Genomic DNA, 17,385 nt, shown 5'->3' with positions numbered 1-17,385 from the left:
TGGTATTACAGAGCGTCCGCGCCGGTCTCCCCGGTGCGAATCCGAATCACTTGTTCGATCGGCGTGACGAAGATCTTGCCGTCGCCGATCTTGCCGGTGCGCGCCGCACGTTCGAGCGCTTCGATTGCCTGATCGACGATGTCGTCCGAGACCGCGGCCTCGATCTTCACCTTCGGCAGGAAATCGACGACGTATTCAGCGCCGCGATAAAGCTCCGTGTGGCCCTTCTGGCGACCGAAGCCTTTCACTTCAGTCACCGTGATGCCCGAGACGCCGATGGCCGACAAGGCTTCGCGCGCCTCATCGAGCTTGAACGGCTTGATGATTGCGGTAATGAGTTTCATGAAATCCCTCGCTAAAGTTGCGTAACCCGTTGCGTAACCCGTTTTGCGTACCCGTAACCCGTTCGCGTGGTCTCGTTTCGTTGCCGGTAAAAAGGTGCCGGCAGTGCGCGCGGGGCAGTAACAGCAACTCGCATGCCATGTTGTGTCAGACTCCGCGGAGTTGCCGCCGCCAAAGGGGCGCAAGTCGCCCTGGCCGGATGGCCAACGTCGGCGGGGCACGGTGGCACGGCGTATGGATCGTTGCTAAAGTGTTCGCAGGCTCTGAACAGACGGCGGCGCACCAAAGGGGCTCATGCACCGGCGGTACGTAACGTCCCATGCACCAACACCGCCCATTCGCCGTAACAAAGCACAGACGTAACGAAAGATGCACATTTTTTGTGCACCAAGGGGAACACCATGAAACAACCTAACGATGTTTTTAACGACTTCCAGGCTCGCATGAGCGATCTGTTCAAGAATTCGCCGGCCAAAGATGTCGAGCGCAACGTCAAGGCCATGCTGTCGCAAGGCTTCTCGAAGCTCGATCTGGTCACGCGCGAAGAATTCGATACCCAGACCCAGGTGCTGGTGCGCACGCGTGCGCGTCTCGAAGAACTGGAACGCCGCGTCGCCGAGCTCGAACAGAAGCTGCCGGTCACGACGCAAACGTCCTAACGCCTTGCTCGCAGCTTTCTAGCTGCGCAGTGCTGCACATCACCGGCAAGCGAGCCGTGACGTCATCAGCGTTTTAGGGGACTTGCGCGCGCCCTCGGCGCGCCGTCCGACGGGAGAAAACATGTCGCTTGCCGTGGTGCGCAGTCGCGCGCCGGCCTCTGGCCGCGCGCCCGAAGTAACCGTCGAGGTCCACCTCGCAAACGGATTACCTTCGTTTTCCATCGTTGGCCTTCCTGATCTGGAAGTGCGTGAAAGCCGCGAGCGCGTGCGCGCGGCGCTGCAGAATTGCGGCTTCGACTTTCCCGTGCGACGCATCACCGTCAACCTGGCACCGGCCGATTTGCCGAAGGAGTCCGGCCGCTTCGACCTGCCGATCGCGTTGGGCATCCTCGCGGCGAGCGGGCAGATTCCTGCCGAATCCCTGTTGAACCGTGAATTCGCCGGTGAGCTTTCGCTGACGGGCGCACTGCGGCCGATGCGCGGTGCTTTCGCCATGGCTTGCGGCACGGCGCGCAGCTGTGCGGCAGGCGGGAGCCTGGCTGGCGGTGAACTGGCGAACAGCGAATGCGCCAGCGGCGGCTCGGCTGGCGACGGCTCGCGCGGCAAGGCCGCCGGCGAGCAACCCGCTTACCGTGCATCCGCTACGCCGCAGCTGTACCTCCCTGCCGCGAGCGCTGCGGAAGCCGCGCTCGTACCCGGTGTCGAAGTTTATGGCGCGTCCGATCTACCGTCGCTGTGCGCGCACCTCGCCGGTGAGGCCGATGCGCGTCTCTATCCGCTGGCCACACCAGAGCACGCCGACAGCTCGACCGCCGCCATCCCTGACATGGGCGACGTCATCGGTCAACGCGGTGCGCGCCGGGCGCTGGAGGTGGCTGCGGCCGGCGGCCATCACGTGCTGCTGGTCGGGCCGCCGGGCGCCGGCAAGTCCATGCTCGCCGCCCGTCTGCCCGGCCTGCTGCCGCCGATGACCGACGACGAAGCGCTCAGCTCCGCCGCGCTGCTGTCCGCCAGCCGGGCCGGCTTCAAACCTTCGCAGTGGCGCCAGCGGCCGTTTCGGGCGCCGCATCATTCGTCGAGCGCGGCAGCGCTGGTCGGCGGACGCAATCCGCCGCAGCCAGGCGAGATCACGCTGGCGCATCTGGGCGTGCTATTCCTGGACGAGTTGCCCGAGTTCGATCGCGACGTCCTCGAAACCTTGCGCGAGCCGCTCGAAGCTGGCCGCATCACCATTTCACGCGCAGCCTGGCAAGCTGACTTCCCGGCTGCATGCCAGCTGATTGCCGCGATGAATCCTTGCCCATGCGGGTGGCGAGGCGACCCCGGCGGACGTTGCCGCTGCACGCCGGAGATCGCGGCGCGTTACCTGCGCAAACTGTCCGGCCCGCTTCTCGACCGCATCGATATCCAGATCGAAATCCCGGCGCTGACGTCGGCCGAATTGTCGACTCGCTCGACCTCGACCGGCGAGAGAAGCTCGTCCATCGCGCGGCGGGTCAATGCCGCCCGCGAACGCCAATTGGGCCGTCAGGGCAAAACCAACCGCGAACTGGCGGGACGGGAAGTCGACGCGGTTTGCCAGCCCGACGCCGCAGGCGAATTGCTGCTGCGCGAAGCGGGCGAGCGTTTCGGTTGGTCGGCGCGTGCCTACTACCGCGTGCTCAAGGTCGCGCGCACCATCGCCGACCTCGCTGGCGAAGCGATGCCGAGCGCGCCGCAGATCGGCGAGGCGATCCAGTATCGCCGCGCTTTCGGGCCGCTAAGAGGCGAAAATTTTGCTGTCAAGACTTGACTTATGCACATGCGCGCGTTCCAGACAGAATTTGAAACAACTGAAAGGTATGTCAATCTCGATCGCACAAGCCCATTGATTTAATTGAGTTTTTTTAATTGCTCTGAGCAAGCCAAGCCTGACAGAATGCCCGCAGGATGGGCCTCTTCGGCAAAACCGGCCGAGTTCTCAACAGAGTTATCCACAGGCAAGGTGGGTAAAGCAAAAACCTCAACGTAAACCGTGAATTAGCGCGCGTTGCTGCGAAGGAACTTTCACTGCACGACGCGCCCTACAGCGCCCGAAATCGGCCAGAAATGCCGGTTCTAAACGCTCGTCAATACAGTTGGAACGACGAAAAAAATTGATCGACCTGTTCCTGCTGCAGCGGTTTGGAGGCAATGATCGCCGCCTGGTAGACATGGCGGCCGTGCGCCACCAGCCTTGCGTAGACGGTGCGCGCTTCGTGCTGTGAACCAGCCGGTCCGCTCAGCTTCATCTCCAGACCAGCTACCTGGCCGCCGGCGGCCAACGGAATCTGCACCGCGCGGGCATCCGGCGACGCACCCACGTTGCGGGCAAGTCCCGTGCGCAGGAAATCGAGCGCGGCGCGTTGGGTGGCCTCGTGGTCGTCCGGCAGCATCACGGTGCCGACCGCAAACACCGCGTCGCCTGCTTCGGCGGTCTGCATCGCCATCTGCATTGGCGTCCCGTCGATCTGAACCGCCCGCTGATCGTTGCCCGGCTTGGCCGGTAAGTCGACGGTGTAACCGTTGTCGTTATTCATGACGGTGCGCCAGTCGAAAGTCGGGGAGCACGCACTGAACGCGGCGCCCAAGGCCAGCGCAACCACGAGGGAGAGACAGAATGAAAGTCGTGCGAAAGACTGGCCGGTGCGAAAAACAGTTCGGAACATGGGGACAGAAGCTCGGAGTGGCGAAGACGTAAAGCCCTATTATCCGCTGCCGGCCGCCGCCCTGCCGCGCGGCGGGAATGGGGCTACAATAACGACGCTGCTATATAGCACCGGGCTGCCAGCCCAAACCGGCACACTGTCCCGCGCCTTCTGCGCGACTCTCGAGGTTCCGTTCATGAGCTCTACCCCGTCCACCGCAACCCGGCGCGCCAATCCGCTTCGCTACATCGTCATCGCCGTCGTGGCCATCGCGATTGCTGTCGCCGGCTATTTCGCGTTTGCCGGCCAGCAGCGCGTGCCCGATGCGACCTTCACGTTGCTGTCGGGCCAAAAGGTCTCGACCGCCGATCTGAAGGGCAAGGTCTACCTCGTCAACTTCTGGGCGACGAGCTGCGACACCTGCATGAAGGAAATGCCGCAGATGGTCCAGACGTATAACCGCTTCAAAGACAAGGGCCTCGAATTCGTCGCGGTGGCAATGAATTACGATGCGCCGATGTACGTCGCCAATTACACGCAAACGCGCCAGTTGCCGTTCAAGGTCGCGATGGACGACGGCTCCGCCGCCAAGCAGTTCGGCAACGTGCAGCTCACGCCGACCACCTTTCTGGTCGACAAGGACGGCAAGATTCTGAAGCGCTATGTCGGCGAACCGCAATTTGCGGAACTCGACCAGTTGCTTGAAAAGGCGCTGAAGCCGGCGTAAGCGTAAATGCGCAGACCGACCTGACCTGAAAAAAACGCCGGCATTGCCGGCGTTTTGCATTCTCAACGCTCCCCCTCCCCTTTGGCCGCGAGGCCATATCGTTTGATCTTCTCGTAGAGCGTCGCCTTGCCGAGCTGCAACTTGTCTGCGGCCACCGCGACCACGCCGCCGGTCTGCTCCAATGCCTCGGCGATCATCGCCCGTTCGAATTGTTCGACGCGCTCCTTCAAGGGTTGCGCTGCCGCGCTGTCGTCGGCGAAAGACATCACGGGATCATCGGCCACGCCGAGCACGAAGCGGTCGGCGGCGTTGCGCAGCTCGCGCACGTTGCCTGGCCAGTCGCGTTGCATCAGACCCGCACGCTGCCGATCGGTGAGGATCGGCACGGGACGCTGATAGCGCACAGCCGCGTCCAGCAGAAAATGCTCGAAGAGCGGCACGATGTCCTCGCGCCGCTCGCCCAATGGCGGCAACGCGATCGTCACCACGTTCAGCCGGTACAGCAGGTCGCGCCGGAACGAGCCATCCGCGACGTGCTCGGCCATGTCACCCTTGGCGGCGGCCACCACGCGACAGTTCACGCGGATCGGCTGATTCGAGCCGAGCCGTTCCAGCACGCCGTCCTGCAGCACGCGCAGCAGCTTCACCTGCAACGCCAGCGGCATGCTCTCGATTTCGTCGAGAAACAGCGTGCCGCCCGATGCATGTTCAAGCTTGCCGATCCGGCGTTTCGCCGCGCCCGTGAACGCACCTGGCTCATAACCGAACATCTCCGATTCGAACATCGGCTCCGGCAACGCGCCACAGTTTACGGCGATGAACGGCTTGTCCCGGCGCGGCGATAACTCGTGCAGACTGCGCGCGATCAATTCCTTGCCAGCGCCGGTGTCGCCGTTGATCAGCACGGAGGCATCGGTCGGCGCGATGTTCGCGATCAACCTGCGCACCTGTTCGATCGCCGGACTGCGGCCGATGATGCGCGGCGCGAGCGAGTTCTGTTCCGCAAGCTCGCGGCGCAGCGCGAGGTTCTCCAGCACCAGCTTGCGACGCTCCAATGCGCGCCGCACGGTTTCAATCAGGCGTTCGGACGCGAACGGTTTCTCGATGAAGTCATACGCGCCGTCGCGCATGGCCTGCACGGCCATCGAAATATCGCCGTGACCGGTCACCAGAATCACCGGCACGTCGGGCGCACGTTCGTGGCACTGAGCGAGCAATTCCAGCCCGCTCATACCCGGCAAGCGGATATCGCTCACGATCACGCCGGAGAAATCCGCGCCGATCATCTTCGCGGCCGATTCCGCCGACGCATGGCCGATCACCTCGAAGCCGGCCAGTTGCAAACTCTGCACGCTGGCGCGCCGCACGAGTTCGTCGTCTTCGATATACAGCACTTGCAGGCCGTGGTTCAGCATGGCGTTTTCCGTCTGATTCAGGAGCCCGTGGTCAACGGGTCCGATGTGTGGCTCGTCTGCACGCGCGCGCGGCGCAGCGTCAAGACGAATAATGCACCGCCGTCCGGCGTATTGCGCGCAACCAGCGAGCCGCCGCAATCGCGCGCAATCGACGACGAGATGGCGAGCCCAAGACCGAGACCCTGGCCCATTTCCTTGGTGGTGAAGAACGGCTCGAACAGGCGCGGCAACACGTCTTCGGGAATGCCGGGGCCGTTGTCGCTCACCGCGAACGACAAGCTTGTTTCCGATACTTCGATTTCGACGATGATGCGCGGCGCCGTCATGCCCGCAGTCGCGTCGAGTGCATTGCCGAGCAGATTGATAAGCACCTGTTCGAGCCGAAGGTCGTCGCAATTGGCGACCAGCTCGGTGTGGTCGTCGGCGAGACTCAGCGGCGAGCGTGTCGCGCTTTCAATATCGAGCAAGCGGAATTCGATCTCGACGCCCTGCAGGCGTTTTTGCAGCAGCGCGACGACGTTGCGCAAAGCCCGCACGATCGGCGCACGCGCGCTGCGCGGCCGCGCGCGTCCGACGAATAGCTTCAACTGATTGGTGATCTTGCCCATGCGCTCGGTGAGCGCCGCGATCGCTTCGAGATTTTCACGCGCCGACGCCTGGTCGCCGCGCTCGAGCAGCACGCGCGTGTTGTCCGAGAAGCCACGCAAGGCGGCCAGCGGCTGATTCAATTCATGCGTGATGCCGGCCGCCATCTGCCCGAGCGCGGCGAGCTTGCTCGACTGGATCAGCTCATCGTGCGCGTCGCGCAATTCCTGTTCGGCGCGCGTGCGTTCGGCCACTTCCTTCTGCAACTGTTCGTTCGCCTCCGAGAGATCCGCCGTGCGCTCGGCTACGCGCCGGTTCAATTCCGCATACGCTTTCTGCAGCATCGCGCGGCTGCGCATCACCTCGCGTACGCGAGCACGGCGCATGCGCCAGTAGAACGCAAACAGCACGAGCGACACATAGCCGAAGCCCGTCACGATGGTGGCGTTGCGCGCATCGGCATCGACCGGATCGACGGGCGACATGGTGATCAGATGCCAATCCGGTTCGCCCATGCCGCGCCGCGACGCGAGATAGCGCGGCGCATAGCGTCCGCCGCCGATGCGCACGATCTGCGCATTGCCTTCGAGCGTCCGCTCGACGGTGACCGGTAGCGGCGGGATCGGCTGTTGCGCGTACTGGCGTGCCTGGTAGATGGAATCGGCAACCGGCCCCGATAGCGGCCGGATGGTGTGGTACTTCCACGCCGGCACGGAAGACAGAAAGATCACGCCGTGATCGTCCGCGACGACGAGCGGCTCCGACGCGTCCGCGCCCTGGAACCACTCCAGATCGAGTTTGACGACCGCCACGCCGACGATCTTGCCGTCGCGCCGCACTGGCTGCGAAATGTAGTAGCCCGGTGCCTGTGAGATCGTGCCGATGCCGAAGAAGCGGCCCACGCCGCCTTTCACCGCATCGAGAAAATACGGCCGGAACTGATAGCCCGCGCCGATGAAGCTCTGCGGCCCATGCCAATTGCTTGCGGCCACGCAAAAGCCATTGACCGGAATGATGTAGGTGACCGTCGCGCGTGCGTGGCGGTTGAGGTCTTCCAGATAGAGATTGGCGCGCTGGACGTTGGCCGCGCTGGGATCGACCAGCACGTCCTGCACGATGGGATGTTCGGCCAGCAGATAAGGCAGCGACTCGTAACGTTCGAGCGTGCTTTTGAGAGCGTTGGTGGTGCGATCCACGCGCACGGCAGCGTTGCGCCGCAAGTTGTCGATGCCGCGTTGCCACGCGACGCTATAAGTGAGCCCGCACGCCGCTGCGAGCCCGGCCAGCAGCGCGAAGAGGATCAGCAGGCGACGCGTCACGTTGGCAATATCCGGTCGATGAGGATCGGCTATTGTGGCATAAGGTGACGCGCCATCGGCGCGACCCTGGTCGGCCGATGGCGCGTAATGTGGGCGCACGGACACCGGTTTCATGAGTAGGTGTCCGCGGCCGTTACAGAGGTAGGGAAGCGCGAGCGCGGTTCAAACCCGCACCGGTTCCTTGTCCTTGACCGACGCCTCCCCGCGCAACGCGGCGTTCAGCTTGTTGCGGTCCAGTTCCTTTTCCCATGCCGACACCACCACCGTCGCCACGCCGTTGCCGACGATGTTGGTCAGCGCGCGGCATTCGCTCATGAAACGGTCGATCCCGAGAATCAGCACCATGCCCGACAGCGGAATGGTCGGCACCACCGCCAGCGTCGCGGCCAGCGTGATGAAGCCCGCGCCCGTCACGCCGCTTGCGCCCTTCGAGGTCAGCATCGTCACCGCCAGCAGCGTGAGCTGCTGCGTCCACGTGAGATCCGTGTTGGTCGCCTGAGCGATGAACAGCACGGCCATCGTCATGTAGATGTTGGTACCGTCGAGGTTGAACGAGTAACCGGTCGGCACCACGAGGCCCACCACCGAGCGCGAGCAGCCGAGCTTTTCGAGCTTGAGCATCAGTTGCGGCAACGCGGCTTCGGACGAACTCGTGCCGAGCACGATCAGCATCTCTTCCTTGATGTACGCAACGAAGCGCAGGATGTTGAAGCCGACGGCCCGCGCGATGATCCCGAGCACCACCACCACGAACACGATCGAAGTCAGATAGAACGTGCCGATCAGCTTGAGCATCGGCAGCAGCGAGCCGATGCCGTACTTGCCGATGGTGAACGCCATCGCGCCGAACGCGCCGATCGGCGCCAGCTTCGTGATGATGCGCACCACGCCGAACAGCACGTGCGACAGGCCGTCGATCAGGTTCGTCACGACCTTGCCCTTCTCACCGGCCGTTGCGAGCACCGCGCCGAACAGCAGCGCGATCAGCAGGATCTGCAGGATTTCACCTTGCGCGAATGCCGACGTGATCGTGTCCGGAATGATGTGCATCAGGAACTCGACCGTCGACTGGCCATGCGCTTTCGCGGCGTACGAGGCGACGGCCTTACCGTCGAGCGTCGCCGGATCGATATTGAAGCCGACGCCCGGTTTCAGCACGTGCGTGGCGATCAGGCCGAGCAACAGTGCGAAGCTCGAGACGATCTCGAAGTACAGCAGCGCCTTGCCGCCGACGCGCCCGACCTTCTTCATGTCCTCCATGCCGGCGATACCGGTCACCACCGTACAGAAGATGATCGGTCCGATCACCATCTTGATCAGCTTGATGAAGCCGTCGCCGAGCGGCTTCATGTCGACGGCGAGATTTGGGTAGAAGTGGCCGAGTGCGATCCCGATAAGGATCGCCACGATCACCTGGACGTACAGCACTTTGTGGATAGGTTTCTTCACGATGTTTCCTGCGATGTGGATGAGCCCATGGCCTGCCACGCTGCGCATCATGCGAACGAATGATCGTCACGCCTGTGCACGGCATTAGGCCGCGACAAGACGACGAATCTAGAAATACCGGGAAGGGAAATCGGACATCGTTGTCTCCTTGCTTTAGTTGTCGGACCGTTGCGGCCGCACGATCTAATTTGCAAGGTCGATGCCAGCTTGAGGCTGGGTCGAGCGTGTTGATTCTTATAGTTTTTTTGAGACGCTAGGACGCATCTCGTCCGGGATTCTGGAAATCCAGACGAGGGTTGTCGGGGAATCCGGAATGCGCACACGCCGCAGCCTCGGGAAAACCCCGAGGCTTTTCAGTGACGTTTAAACCGCGCCTTCTTCCAGCACCAGCAGATTCTCGTGCGAGAAGCCGAGCGACACCGGCTGCCCACGTTCGGGCAAGCCGCGATTCGGGTCGTTGAACACATCGAGCGAAATGACGGCGTCTTTCACGCGCGTTCGGATGCGTACCACCGCGCCGAGGAAATTGACTTCTTCGACGGTCGCGTTCAGCGTGTTGCGGCCGGGCGCGGCCGGTTCCAGCACGATCGCTTCGGGACGCAGCGCGAGCAGGCGCTTCTTGCCCGCATCGTCCGCGGGTAATGCCTGGGTGGTGGTCAACTCTTGGCCGTCCACCGCCATCCGGCCGGTCGCCGGATCGACCACGTGCCCGGCCAGAATATTCAAGGTGCCCACGAACGAGGCGACGAAACGCGTGCGCGGATAGTTATAGATTTCCGAGGGCGAGCCGATCTGTTCGACACGCCCTTCGTTCATCACGACGATGCGGTCGGAAATCGACAGCGCCTCTTCCTGATCGTGCGTGACGAAAATCGACGTGATGCCGAGTTCGCGCTGCAACGCGCGAATGTCCTGTCGCAACGAGATACGGATTTTCGCGTCGAGCGCCGAGAGCGGTTCGTCGAGCAGCAGCACTTGCGGCTTGCCGGCAAGCGCGCGCGCGAGCGCCACACGTTGCTGCTGCCCACCCGACAGCTGCCACGGATAGCGACCGCCGAGTTGCGGCAACTTGATGAGGTGCAACATCTCTTCGACGCGCGAATTGATCTCCGCCTGGGGCCGGTGCGTGATCTTCAGTCCAAAGCCGATGTTCTCGGCCACCGTCATGTTCGGAAACAGCGCGTACGACTGGAACACCATGCCGACCTTGCGTTGCCGCGTGCGCAGGTGCGTGACGTCCTTGTTATCGAGCCGGATGATGCCGCGCGTCGGCGTTTCAAAGCCCGCAATCATGCGCAGCACCGTGGTCTTGCCGCAACCGGACGGTCCGAGGAACGTGATGAACTCGCCGCGCTCGATCTTCATGTCGAAGTGATGCAGCGCCGTGTTCGCCCCGAAGGACTTGTGCAGATTTTCGATCTCGAGAAATGCCATGATTCGTCGCCTGGGTCCGTCAAATTTTCTGGCCGCTCAATGCGCGGGCCGAGCCGAATACCTGAATCAAGCCCATCGACGCCCACGTGATCATGAACGCAATGATCGCGAGCGCCGACGGTTCATACGCGCGGTTCGCGCCGATCAACTGCAGATACGGACCGAACGCGGGACGGTCGAGCAGACTCGCCAGCGTGAACTCGCCGATCACTACCGCAAAGGTGAGAAACGCGCCGGACAGAATGCCCGAGCGGATATTCGGAAAGATCACCTTGAAGAGAATCGTCGGCCAGCTTGCGCCGAGACACTCGGCGGCTTCAGTGAGCGAGCGCACGTCGACGGCGCGCAGACCGGCGTCGACCGCGCGGTACATGTAGGGCAGCGAGAGCGTCACATAGCCGAATACGAGCAACAGATCGGTCGAGCGCTCGTTGCCGGTGAGCGGCAGTATCGAACTGCTGTTGTAGATGCGCAGATAGCCGAACACGATCACGATAGCCGGCACCACCAGCGGCAACAGGGTGATGAATTCGATGACCGGCCGCAGCTTCGGCAACCGCAATTGCACCCAGTACGCGGTCGGCACCACCAGCAGCACGCCGACCACGATCGTCAGCAGCGCCATCAGAATCGAATAGCCGAACGAGGCCTGAAAACGCGGGTCGCTCAGCACGACGCGATACGCTTCCAAACTGTACGAGCCGCGCTTCATGCGCAGGCTGAACTCGAAAGTCGCGATCAGCGGAATCAGGAAGTACAGCGAGCCGACCGTTACCGCGGTCCACGCGCCCACACGCGATTGGCTTTTCATCGACGCCCCTTTTCAACGCGTGAACGCAGCCAGATATAGCCGCCGTTCGAGAGCCCCGTCACGAGCACCATGCCGAGCGCGAGTGCGTAGCCGAGGTTCTGGTTGTGCATCACGTCGCCGCGAATCTGCGCGTACAACAGGATCGGGACGATGTTCAACGAACTGCCCGTGAGCGCGTAAGCCGTGGCTACCGCGCCGAACGAATTGGCGAACAGCAGCAAGGCGGCGCCCAGCACGCTCGGCCACAAGACCGGCAGCGCGACGTGACGCCAGTATTGAAACGCGGTGCCGCCGAGGCAATCGCAGGCCTCGCGCCATTCGCGCTTAAGGCCGTCGAGCGCGGGTGTGACGATCAGCACCATCAGGGGAATCTGGAAATACAGGTAGGTCAGCGTCAAGCCGGAAAAGCTCAGCACGCTGAAGCCCGTCGAATAGAGATTGAAGCCGAGATATTTCTTCAGCAACACGGTGACGAGACCGACCCGCCCCAATGTGCAGATGAAAGCGAATGCGAGCGGTACGCCCGCGAAGTTTGACGCTACGCCGGAGAAGGTCATCAACGTCGGACGAATCCAGCCGGGCAGCTTGCCTTGCACGGCAGCCCACGCGAGCAGCGAGCCGATCACCGCGCCGCCGAACGCGGAGGCGGCGCTCACCTTGAAGCTGATCCAGTAGGCGTCCAGCACGGTCGGCTGAAGCAGTTCGTGGAAGTTGGCGAGCGTGAAGTGGCCTTGCGGGTCCTGGAATGCGCCGACCATCAGGAAGCCGGTCGGCAGAATCAGGAACATCAGCGCGAAGACGAAGAACGGCACCACGCCGATCCAGGCGAGAAACTGCGACGCGCGGCCCGGACCGTCGACGCGCGGCGCGGGCGTAGGCACAGGCGGAACCAGCAATTCCGGCTGCGCCGACCCGGCATCCGATGAAGCGCTCATAGCTCACCTTTGGGGCAATCAGTTCAACGCCACCGGCGCGCCGCTCATGACAAGCGGTGCGCCGGTGGCAATACTTCAGGCTAGGGCGGCGGCCAGTCGCGGCGGCGTTTCAGCCGTCACGACTCAAGCCGTATCGCTTACTTGACGTTCGCGCCGACCACTTCGTCCCAATGCTTCGTGATCGTGTCCTTGTACGCGTCCTGTTGCTGGAGCGTCGGGAACACCACGTTCTTATACGACGACGGCGGCGGCAGCTTGTCGAGCAGCGCCTGCGGCACCTTCTTGCCGGCCACCAGTTCGTTGTAGCGCATCGGATGGCAGTAGCCCGTCAGCCAGCCGATCTGACCTTCGTCCGAGTAAAGGTATTCCATCCACAGCTTGGCGGCGTTCGGATGCGGCGCATAAGCGCTGATTGCCTGAACGTAGACACCGGCGACCACGCCCGTCTTCGGAATCACGACCTGCACCTTCGGATTGCCCTTGAGCGTGTCGCGGTCGGCCAGCGCGTTGTAGTCCCACCGCACGACGATCGGCGTCGTACCTTGCGCAAGCGATGCCGCCTTGCCGATCACCGGCACGAAGTTGCCGTTCTTGTTGAGGTCGGCGAAGTACTTCAGGCCGGCCTGATCGGCCTTGCTCGCGTCGCCCTTGCTTTGCGACAGACCGGCTGCGTACACGGCCTGGATCGCCTGGTTGGCCGAACGCGGGTCGCCTGCCAGCGACACGGCGTTCTTGTAGTCGGCCTTGAGCAGATCGCTCCAGTCGGCCGGAGCCTTGTCGATCATGTCGGCGTTCACTTCGAACGACAGCACACCGTAGTAATCGCCATACCAATAGCCGTCCGCGTCCTTCGAGTCTTTCGGGATCGAGTTCCACGTCGCGACCTTGTACGGCTGCAACAGGCCTTGCGCCTTCGCGGTCGGACCGAACGACAGACCCACGTCGATCACGTCCGGCGCTTGCGGGCCCTTGTTGCCCTTGTTCGCCTTGATCGCTTCGACTTCGTCGCCCGAACCCGCATCCGGATTCAGTTCGTTGATCTTGATGCCGTACTTCTTCTGGAAGCCCGCGACCAGTTGGCCGTAGTTGCACCAGTCGTGCGGCAGCGCGATCACGGTGAGCTGGCCTTCCTGTTTGGCGGCGGCGATCAGCGTGTCGAGCGGTGCAGCCGACGCGGCCGTGCTGACGCCCGCTGCGGCGATACCGGCGACGGCCGACATCGAAAGTGAACAGGTCAATGCGCGGGTCAAGGCGCGAGCTAACGCAGTGCGGTTCATGGTGTTCCCCATCCTGTGCCGAAATTGCTACGTTTGGAAAATTTCTGGTTCGAGCTTTCGTGTCGCGCCGATGCGGGTTGGCAGGCGCTTGTCTACGGCATGTTCAGGCCGGATTCGCCGGCGCGGAAAACATGTCGGGTTGCAGCCTATCGATACGATCTGTACAAATCATGTCGACGCCCCATTGCGCGAGCAATTGCGCACGCGCCGGGTCGTTCACCGTGTAGGCGAGCACGCGCAAACCCGCCGTGCAGATCTGCGCGACCAGCGCTTCGTTCAGATAGCGGTGGCTCGCGTGCAGCGATACGCAATCGAGTTCACGCACGATGCGCAGCCAGTCGGCCGGCACTTCTTCGAACAACATGCCGCGCCGCAGCGAAGGGGCCGCGTCGCGCGCGGCGGCCAGCGCTTCGTAAGAGAATGAGGACAGCAATGGCGGCGTCTGGTCCTGCCACAGCGTCAGCGCGCCTGCGGCCACCAGCGCGCCGGTGATCTCGTCGCGGCCGCTACAGGGTTTGATTTCGATGTTGGCGGCAATGCCGTCGCGTGCGCACCGCTCGGCCGCATCGGCGAGCGTGGGCAATCGTGTGCCGGCGAACTGCGGCCCGTACCAGGCGCCGGCGTCGAGGCCGGTCAGTTGCGCCCAGGTGTGGTCGGCAGCGGCGCCATGACCGTTGGAGGTGCGCTCGAGCGTATCGTCGTGGAGCAGGAAGAGCTGGTTGTCGGCGGAGAGCTTGGCGTCGAATTCGACCATGCGATAGCCGTAACGCACGCAGGCCTCGAAACCGGCTAGCGTGTTCTCCGGCGCAAGCGTGCCGCCGCAGCGATGCGCGACCAGTCGCGGATAGGGCCAGTCTGCGGATGAAGCCTGATCAATCCCGTTTCCCACGTCTCGTTACCTTTACAGATAGAGCGTTTGTGGCGACGACAGCATTCGGTCAAATTGCCAACAAACGCCGCGAAATGCTCGAATCAGGTCATTTCACTTCCTTTTCGAACATTTCCTGTTCGAAAAGGCCGCCTCGTTTCGATTTGCGAAGGCTAAAGTCAAATACACAAAGTTGCAAGCTGCCAAAAAAATACAACACAATCCGGCTAAAGTAGCGCGTCTGACATAGTGTGGACACACATTCGTGACCACGATAACGTCCTTAGATTCAAGTCGTGTGAACGCGTCACCATCCAGGGAAAATGCATGTGGCAGGAAGACCGTCATCAGAGAATTCGCGCGTTGCTGTCCACGCTGCAACGCGTGTCGACCGAACGGATCATGGCGGATCTTGGAGTATCGCGCGAAACGGTGCGGCGCGATCTGCTCGACCTCGAAGCGCTCGGTGAACTGCGGCGCGTGCACGGCGGCGCCATCAAACCCGGCGACGAAGCGCCGATCGCCGAGCGTGCCCACATGCGCGTCAAATCCAAAACTGCGATTGCGAAGGCGGCCACTGGCTTGATCGCGAGCGGCCAGACGCTTTTCATCGATGCGGGCACCACCACCGCTGCGTTAGCCGAGGAACTGGCGAAACTCGCGAACCTGACCATCGTCACCAATTCGATCGACGTCGCGTTGAAGATGCGTGGCGCGGTCGATCAAACCGACACCGCCAACGAAGTGATTCTGCTCGGCGGCTCGATCAGCGATCGTGCAATGGCGACCACCGGCGCCACCACCGTGCTCGACATTCACCGTTATCACGCGGACTTGGCGCTGCTGTCGCCGGTCGGCATCGATCATCGGCACGGCGCGACCAATTACGATCACGCCGAAACCGAAGTCGCGCGCGCCATGGTCGCCAATGCGGACCGCGTGGTGATCCTCGCCGACTACAGCAAGATCGGCCAGCGCAGCCGCATTTCGTACTGTCCGGCCGATCGGATCGACGTGCTCGTCACCAACAAAAAAGCGGCCGATGCCGCCGATTTCGCCGCGCTGAAAAAGAAGCTGGCAGAGATCGTTCTGGCTTAGGGCACGCGCTTATTCCTTCACGTGCATCGTGTCGAGCGAGCGCTTGCGCAAGCGCGTGTCGTGCAGTGCGCCAGCTGCGTCGAGCACCGGATAGGCCGTCGAGCAGAACAGGGAATTGAGCCGCTTCATGTCGCTGATCAGATCCAGATGCAGCGCGCTCGTCTCGATGCTGCGCAGCGTCTGACCGCTGAGACGATCCAGATGCCGATACGAATACGCGCGCTCCAGATCGCGGAAGCGCTCCTTTTCGGCAAGCAGCCGCTCAGCGCAACGCAAATCGCTGTTCAGAAACACCGACAGCCCCAACTGCAGATTGCTCACGAGCCGCGCCTGCAAATCGTCCAACTCGCCCAGCCCTTCTTCCGAAAACGACAGTCGGTGCGCGATCTTCTTTTCTTCGATGTCCCGCACGATCCGCTCGATGATGTCGCCCGCGTGTTCGAGGTTGATCGTCAGGGAAATGATATCGGTCCAGCGACGGCTGTCGGCTTCATCGAGTTGTTCGCGCGAGATCAGCGTCAGATAGCTTTTGACCGCCGCGTAGAGTTCGTCGACGTCGTCGTCCATGCGGATCGTCTCGCGCGCCTTGTCCAGACTGTTGTGATGAATCAGATCGGCGACGTTGTCGAGCATGGTGCGCACGATATCGCCGATGCGCAGCACTTCGCGCGAGGCATGCGCGAGCGCGAGGGCCGGGGTGGAAAGCGCGGCGGCATCCAGATGCAAGGGCCGTAACTCGCCGCTGGGCAGCGGCCGGTTGGGCAATACGCGCGTGCAGATGCGCGCCACCGGATCGATCAGCGACAGGCAGGCGCAGCAACGCAAGGTGTTGTAGATCAGATGGAAGCCGACCGTGGCTTCACGCGGATTGGCGATCAGCACGGGCAAACCACGCGCGAGCAATGGCGCGAACGGCAAGATCAACAAAGCGCCCGCGAGTTTGAACGCAAAGCTGCCCAACGCGAGACGCCGCGCCGCCGCATTCTGCGCGACCGTACCGAGCAGCGCCAGCAAGCCGCTGCCGAGATTCGCGCCGATCACGAGACACAGCGCGACCTTCAGCGAGATCACCCCGGACGACGCCAGCGTCGCGGTCAGCAGCACCGCGGCGAGGCTCGAATAGGACAGCATGGCGAAGGCGGCGCCGACCAGCGCGTCGAGCATGGTGTCGCCGGTCAAGGCGCCGAACATCACGCGCACGCCAGCGCCCTGCATCATCGGTTGCGCGGTCTCGACGATCAGATGCAAGGCCAGCAGGATCAGACCGAGACCGATCAAGGTACGGCCCGCCTGGCCGACGCGCGTCTGTTTGCGCGACAGGAATAGCGGCACGCCGAGCAGGATCAGGATTGGCGAAAGCCAGGAGAGATCGAGCGTGAGCACCCGTGCCATCAAAGCGGTGCCGACGTCGGCGCCCAGCATGATCGCAAGGCCGCTGGTGAGCGGCAACATGCCCTGCGCCGCGAACGACGTCACGATCACTGCGGTGGCATTGCTACTCTGCACGAGACTGGTGACGCCGACGCCTGACAGGAATGCACGCCAGCGGCCCTTGGTGCTGCGCCCGAGCACGCCGCGAAGATCGGCGCCCAGCACACGCAGGATGCCGGTGCGCACGATGTGTGAGCCCCACACGAGGAGCGCCACGCCCGCCAGGAGGTTAAGGAGAATCAACATAAGCCACTGCGCATCCATTCCTGCTGCCACATCCCAACCGCGTCCCGCGTTGAGCGACACCCGGCGCGTTTATGTCATCAGTGTTGCACATTTTTGCCTTATTGTAATTTTGTGCTTTTAATA

Annotated in this window: 15 protein-coding genes; 4 read left to right on the top strand and 11 right to left on the bottom strand. The window is 62.7% G+C overall.

Features of this window, described 5'->3' with window-relative positions; genetic code table 11:
* Positions 1–5: 5 nt before the first annotated feature.
* Positions 6–344: a P-II family nitrogen regulator gene (locus tag FQ705_RS21800; RefSeq protein WP_006048089.1), complete on the bottom strand. Its 339-nt coding sequence runs from the start codon at positions 342–344 to the stop codon at positions 6–8.
* Positions 345–743: 399 nt separating this feature from the next.
* On the opposite strand from FQ705_RS21800, the gene FQ705_RS21795 reads away from it, so the two are divergent.
* Positions 744–1,001 carry an accessory factor UbiK family protein gene (locus FQ705_RS21795; RefSeq protein WP_144144128.1) on the top strand — a complete coding sequence of 86 codons (258 nt, stop codon included), beginning with the start codon at positions 744–746 and terminating at the stop codon, positions 999–1,001.
* 121 nt (positions 1,002–1,122) lie between these two features.
* A complete protein-coding gene (locus FQ705_RS21790) occupies positions 1,123–2,793 on the top strand; it encodes a YifB family Mg chelatase-like AAA ATPase (RefSeq protein WP_144144126.1) in 1,671 nt (556 codons plus the stop codon).
* Positions 2,794–3,109: 316 nt separating this feature from the next.
* Here the strand turns inward: FQ705_RS21790 and FQ705_RS21785 are convergent, their stop codons facing one another.
* Positions 3,110–3,688 (bottom strand): hypothetical protein, encoded by a 579-nt coding sequence (locus FQ705_RS21785; protein WP_144144124.1) that lies wholly within the window; start codon positions 3,686–3,688, stop codon positions 3,110–3,112.
* Positions 3,689–3,863: 175 nt separating this feature from the next.
* Between FQ705_RS21785 and FQ705_RS21780 the strand changes: the two genes are divergently transcribed.
* Positions 3,864–4,394, top strand: a complete 531-nt coding sequence (locus tag FQ705_RS21780; RefSeq protein ID WP_144144122.1) for a TlpA disulfide reductase family protein — start codon at positions 3,864–3,866, stop codon at positions 4,392–4,394.
* Positions 4,395–4,456: 62 nt separating this feature from the next.
* Here FQ705_RS21780 and FQ705_RS21775 read toward each other — a convergent pair whose 3' ends face one another.
* The 8 genes from FQ705_RS21775 to ugpQ all read right to left on the bottom strand — a co-directional run bounded on the left by FQ705_RS21775 (position 4,457) and on the right by ugpQ (position 14,508).
* Complete coding sequence (locus FQ705_RS21775) at positions 4,457–5,809, bottom strand: sigma-54-dependent transcriptional regulator (protein WP_186307936.1); 1,353 nt, start codon at positions 5,807–5,809, stop codon at positions 4,457–4,459.
* Between the two features lie 17 nt (positions 5,810–5,826).
* A complete protein-coding gene (locus tag FQ705_RS21770; protein WP_144144120.1) occupies positions 5,827–7,827 on the bottom strand; it encodes an ATP-binding protein in 2,001 nt (666 codons plus the stop codon).
* 48 nt (positions 7,828–7,875) lie between these two features.
* Complete coding sequence (locus FQ705_RS21765) at positions 7,876–9,162, bottom strand: dicarboxylate/amino acid:cation symporter (protein ID WP_144144118.1); 1,287 nt, start codon at positions 9,160–9,162, stop codon at positions 7,876–7,878.
* Positions 9,163–9,525: 363 nt separating this feature from the next.
* Positions 9,526–10,596, bottom strand: coding sequence for an ABC transporter ATP-binding protein (locus tag FQ705_RS21760; RefSeq protein WP_144144116.1), 1,071 nt, complete (start codon positions 10,594–10,596; stop codon positions 9,526–9,528).
* 19 nt (positions 10,597–10,615) lie between these two features.
* On the bottom strand, positions 10,616–11,407 hold the full coding sequence (locus FQ705_RS21755) for an ABC transporter permease (RefSeq protein WP_144144114.1): 792 nt from the start codon (positions 11,405–11,407) through the stop codon (positions 10,616–10,618).
* Complete coding sequence (locus tag FQ705_RS21750) at positions 11,404–12,342, bottom strand: ABC transporter permease (RefSeq protein WP_144144112.1); 939 nt, start codon at positions 12,340–12,342, stop codon at positions 11,404–11,406. The genes FQ705_RS21755 and FQ705_RS21750 overlap by 4 nt, the downstream gene beginning before the upstream one ends.
* Before the next feature lie 137 nt (positions 12,343–12,479).
* On the bottom strand, positions 12,480–13,619 hold the full coding sequence (locus FQ705_RS21745) for an ABC transporter substrate-binding protein (protein ID WP_144144109.1): 1,140 nt from the start codon (positions 13,617–13,619) through the stop codon (positions 12,480–12,482).
* Positions 13,620–13,722: 103 nt separating this feature from the next.
* On the bottom strand, positions 13,723–14,508 hold the full coding sequence (gene ugpQ, locus FQ705_RS21740; protein WP_144144107.1) for a glycerophosphodiester phosphodiesterase: 786 nt from the start codon (positions 14,506–14,508) through the stop codon (positions 13,723–13,725).
* Between the two features lie 306 nt (positions 14,509–14,814).
* Between ugpQ and FQ705_RS21735 the strand changes: the two genes are divergently transcribed.
* The gene (locus FQ705_RS21735; protein WP_144144105.1) at positions 14,815–15,585 is read left to right on the top strand and encodes a DeoR/GlpR family DNA-binding transcription regulator; all 771 of its coding nucleotides are present in this window, start codon (positions 14,815–14,817) and stop codon (positions 15,583–15,585) included.
* Between the two features lie 9 nt (positions 15,586–15,594).
* Here FQ705_RS21735 and FQ705_RS21730 read toward each other — a convergent pair whose 3' ends face one another.
* Entirely contained in the window at positions 15,595–17,262 is a 1,668-nt protein-coding gene (locus FQ705_RS21730) for a Na/Pi cotransporter family protein (RefSeq protein WP_144144103.1), read from the bottom strand.
* Positions 17,263–17,385: the final 123 nt, after the last annotated feature.

The organism is Paraburkholderia sp. BCC1884 (genome assembly GCF_900996225.1).
Classification (GTDB): domain Bacteria; phylum Pseudomonadota; class Gammaproteobacteria; order Burkholderiales; family Burkholderiaceae; genus Paraburkholderia.
The sequence above is the reverse complement of the archived record's forward strand: the minus strand, read 5'-3'. Positions and strand labels throughout refer to the sequence as shown.

Bases quoted from the DNA above. Each gene is read 5' to 3' on its own strand.
- FQ705_RS21800 (WP_006048089.1), bottom strand. From the start codon at position 344: ATGAAACTCATTACCGCAATCATCAAGCCGTTCAAGCTCGATGAGGCG.
- FQ705_RS21795 (WP_144144128.1), top strand. From the start codon at position 744: ATGAAACAACCTAACGATGTTTTTAACGACTTCCAGGCTCGCATGAGC.
- FQ705_RS21735 (WP_144144105.1), top strand. From the start codon at position 14,815: ATGTGGCAGGAAGACCGTCATCAGAGAATTCGCGCGTTGCTGTCCACG.
- FQ705_RS21760 (WP_144144116.1), bottom strand. From the start codon at position 10,596: ATGGCATTTCTCGAGATCGAAAATCTGCACAAGTCCTTCGGGGCGAAC.
- FQ705_RS21745 (WP_144144109.1), bottom strand. From the start codon at position 13,619: ATGAACCGCACTGCGTTAGCTCGCGCCTTGACCCGCGCATTGACCTGT.
- FQ705_RS21780 (WP_144144122.1), top strand. From the start codon at position 3,864: ATGAGCTCTACCCCGTCCACCGCAACCCGGCGCGCCAATCCGCTTCGC.
- FQ705_RS21730 (WP_144144103.1), bottom strand. From the start codon at position 17,262: ATGTTGATTCTCCTTAACCTCCTGGCGGGCGTGGCGCTCCTCGTGTGG.
- FQ705_RS21750 (WP_144144112.1), bottom strand. From the start codon at position 12,342: ATGAGCGCTTCATCGGATGCCGGGTCGGCGCAGCCGGAATTGCTGGTT.
- FQ705_RS21775 (WP_186307936.1), bottom strand. From the start codon at position 5,809: ATGCTGAACCACGGCCTGCAAGTGCTGTATATCGAAGACGACGAACTC.
- FQ705_RS21790 (WP_144144126.1), top strand. From the start codon at position 1,123: ATGTCGCTTGCCGTGGTGCGCAGTCGCGCGCCGGCCTCTGGCCGCGCG.
- FQ705_RS21755 (WP_144144114.1), bottom strand. From the start codon at position 11,407: ATGAAAAGCCAATCGCGTGTGGGCGCGTGGACCGCGGTAACGGTCGGC.
- FQ705_RS21785 (WP_144144124.1), bottom strand. From the start codon at position 3,688: ATGTTCCGAACTGTTTTTCGCACCGGCCAGTCTTTCGCACGACTTTCA.
- FQ705_RS21770 (WP_144144120.1), bottom strand. From the start codon at position 7,827: ATGAAACCGGTGTCCGTGCGCCCACATTACGCGCCATCGGCCGACCAG.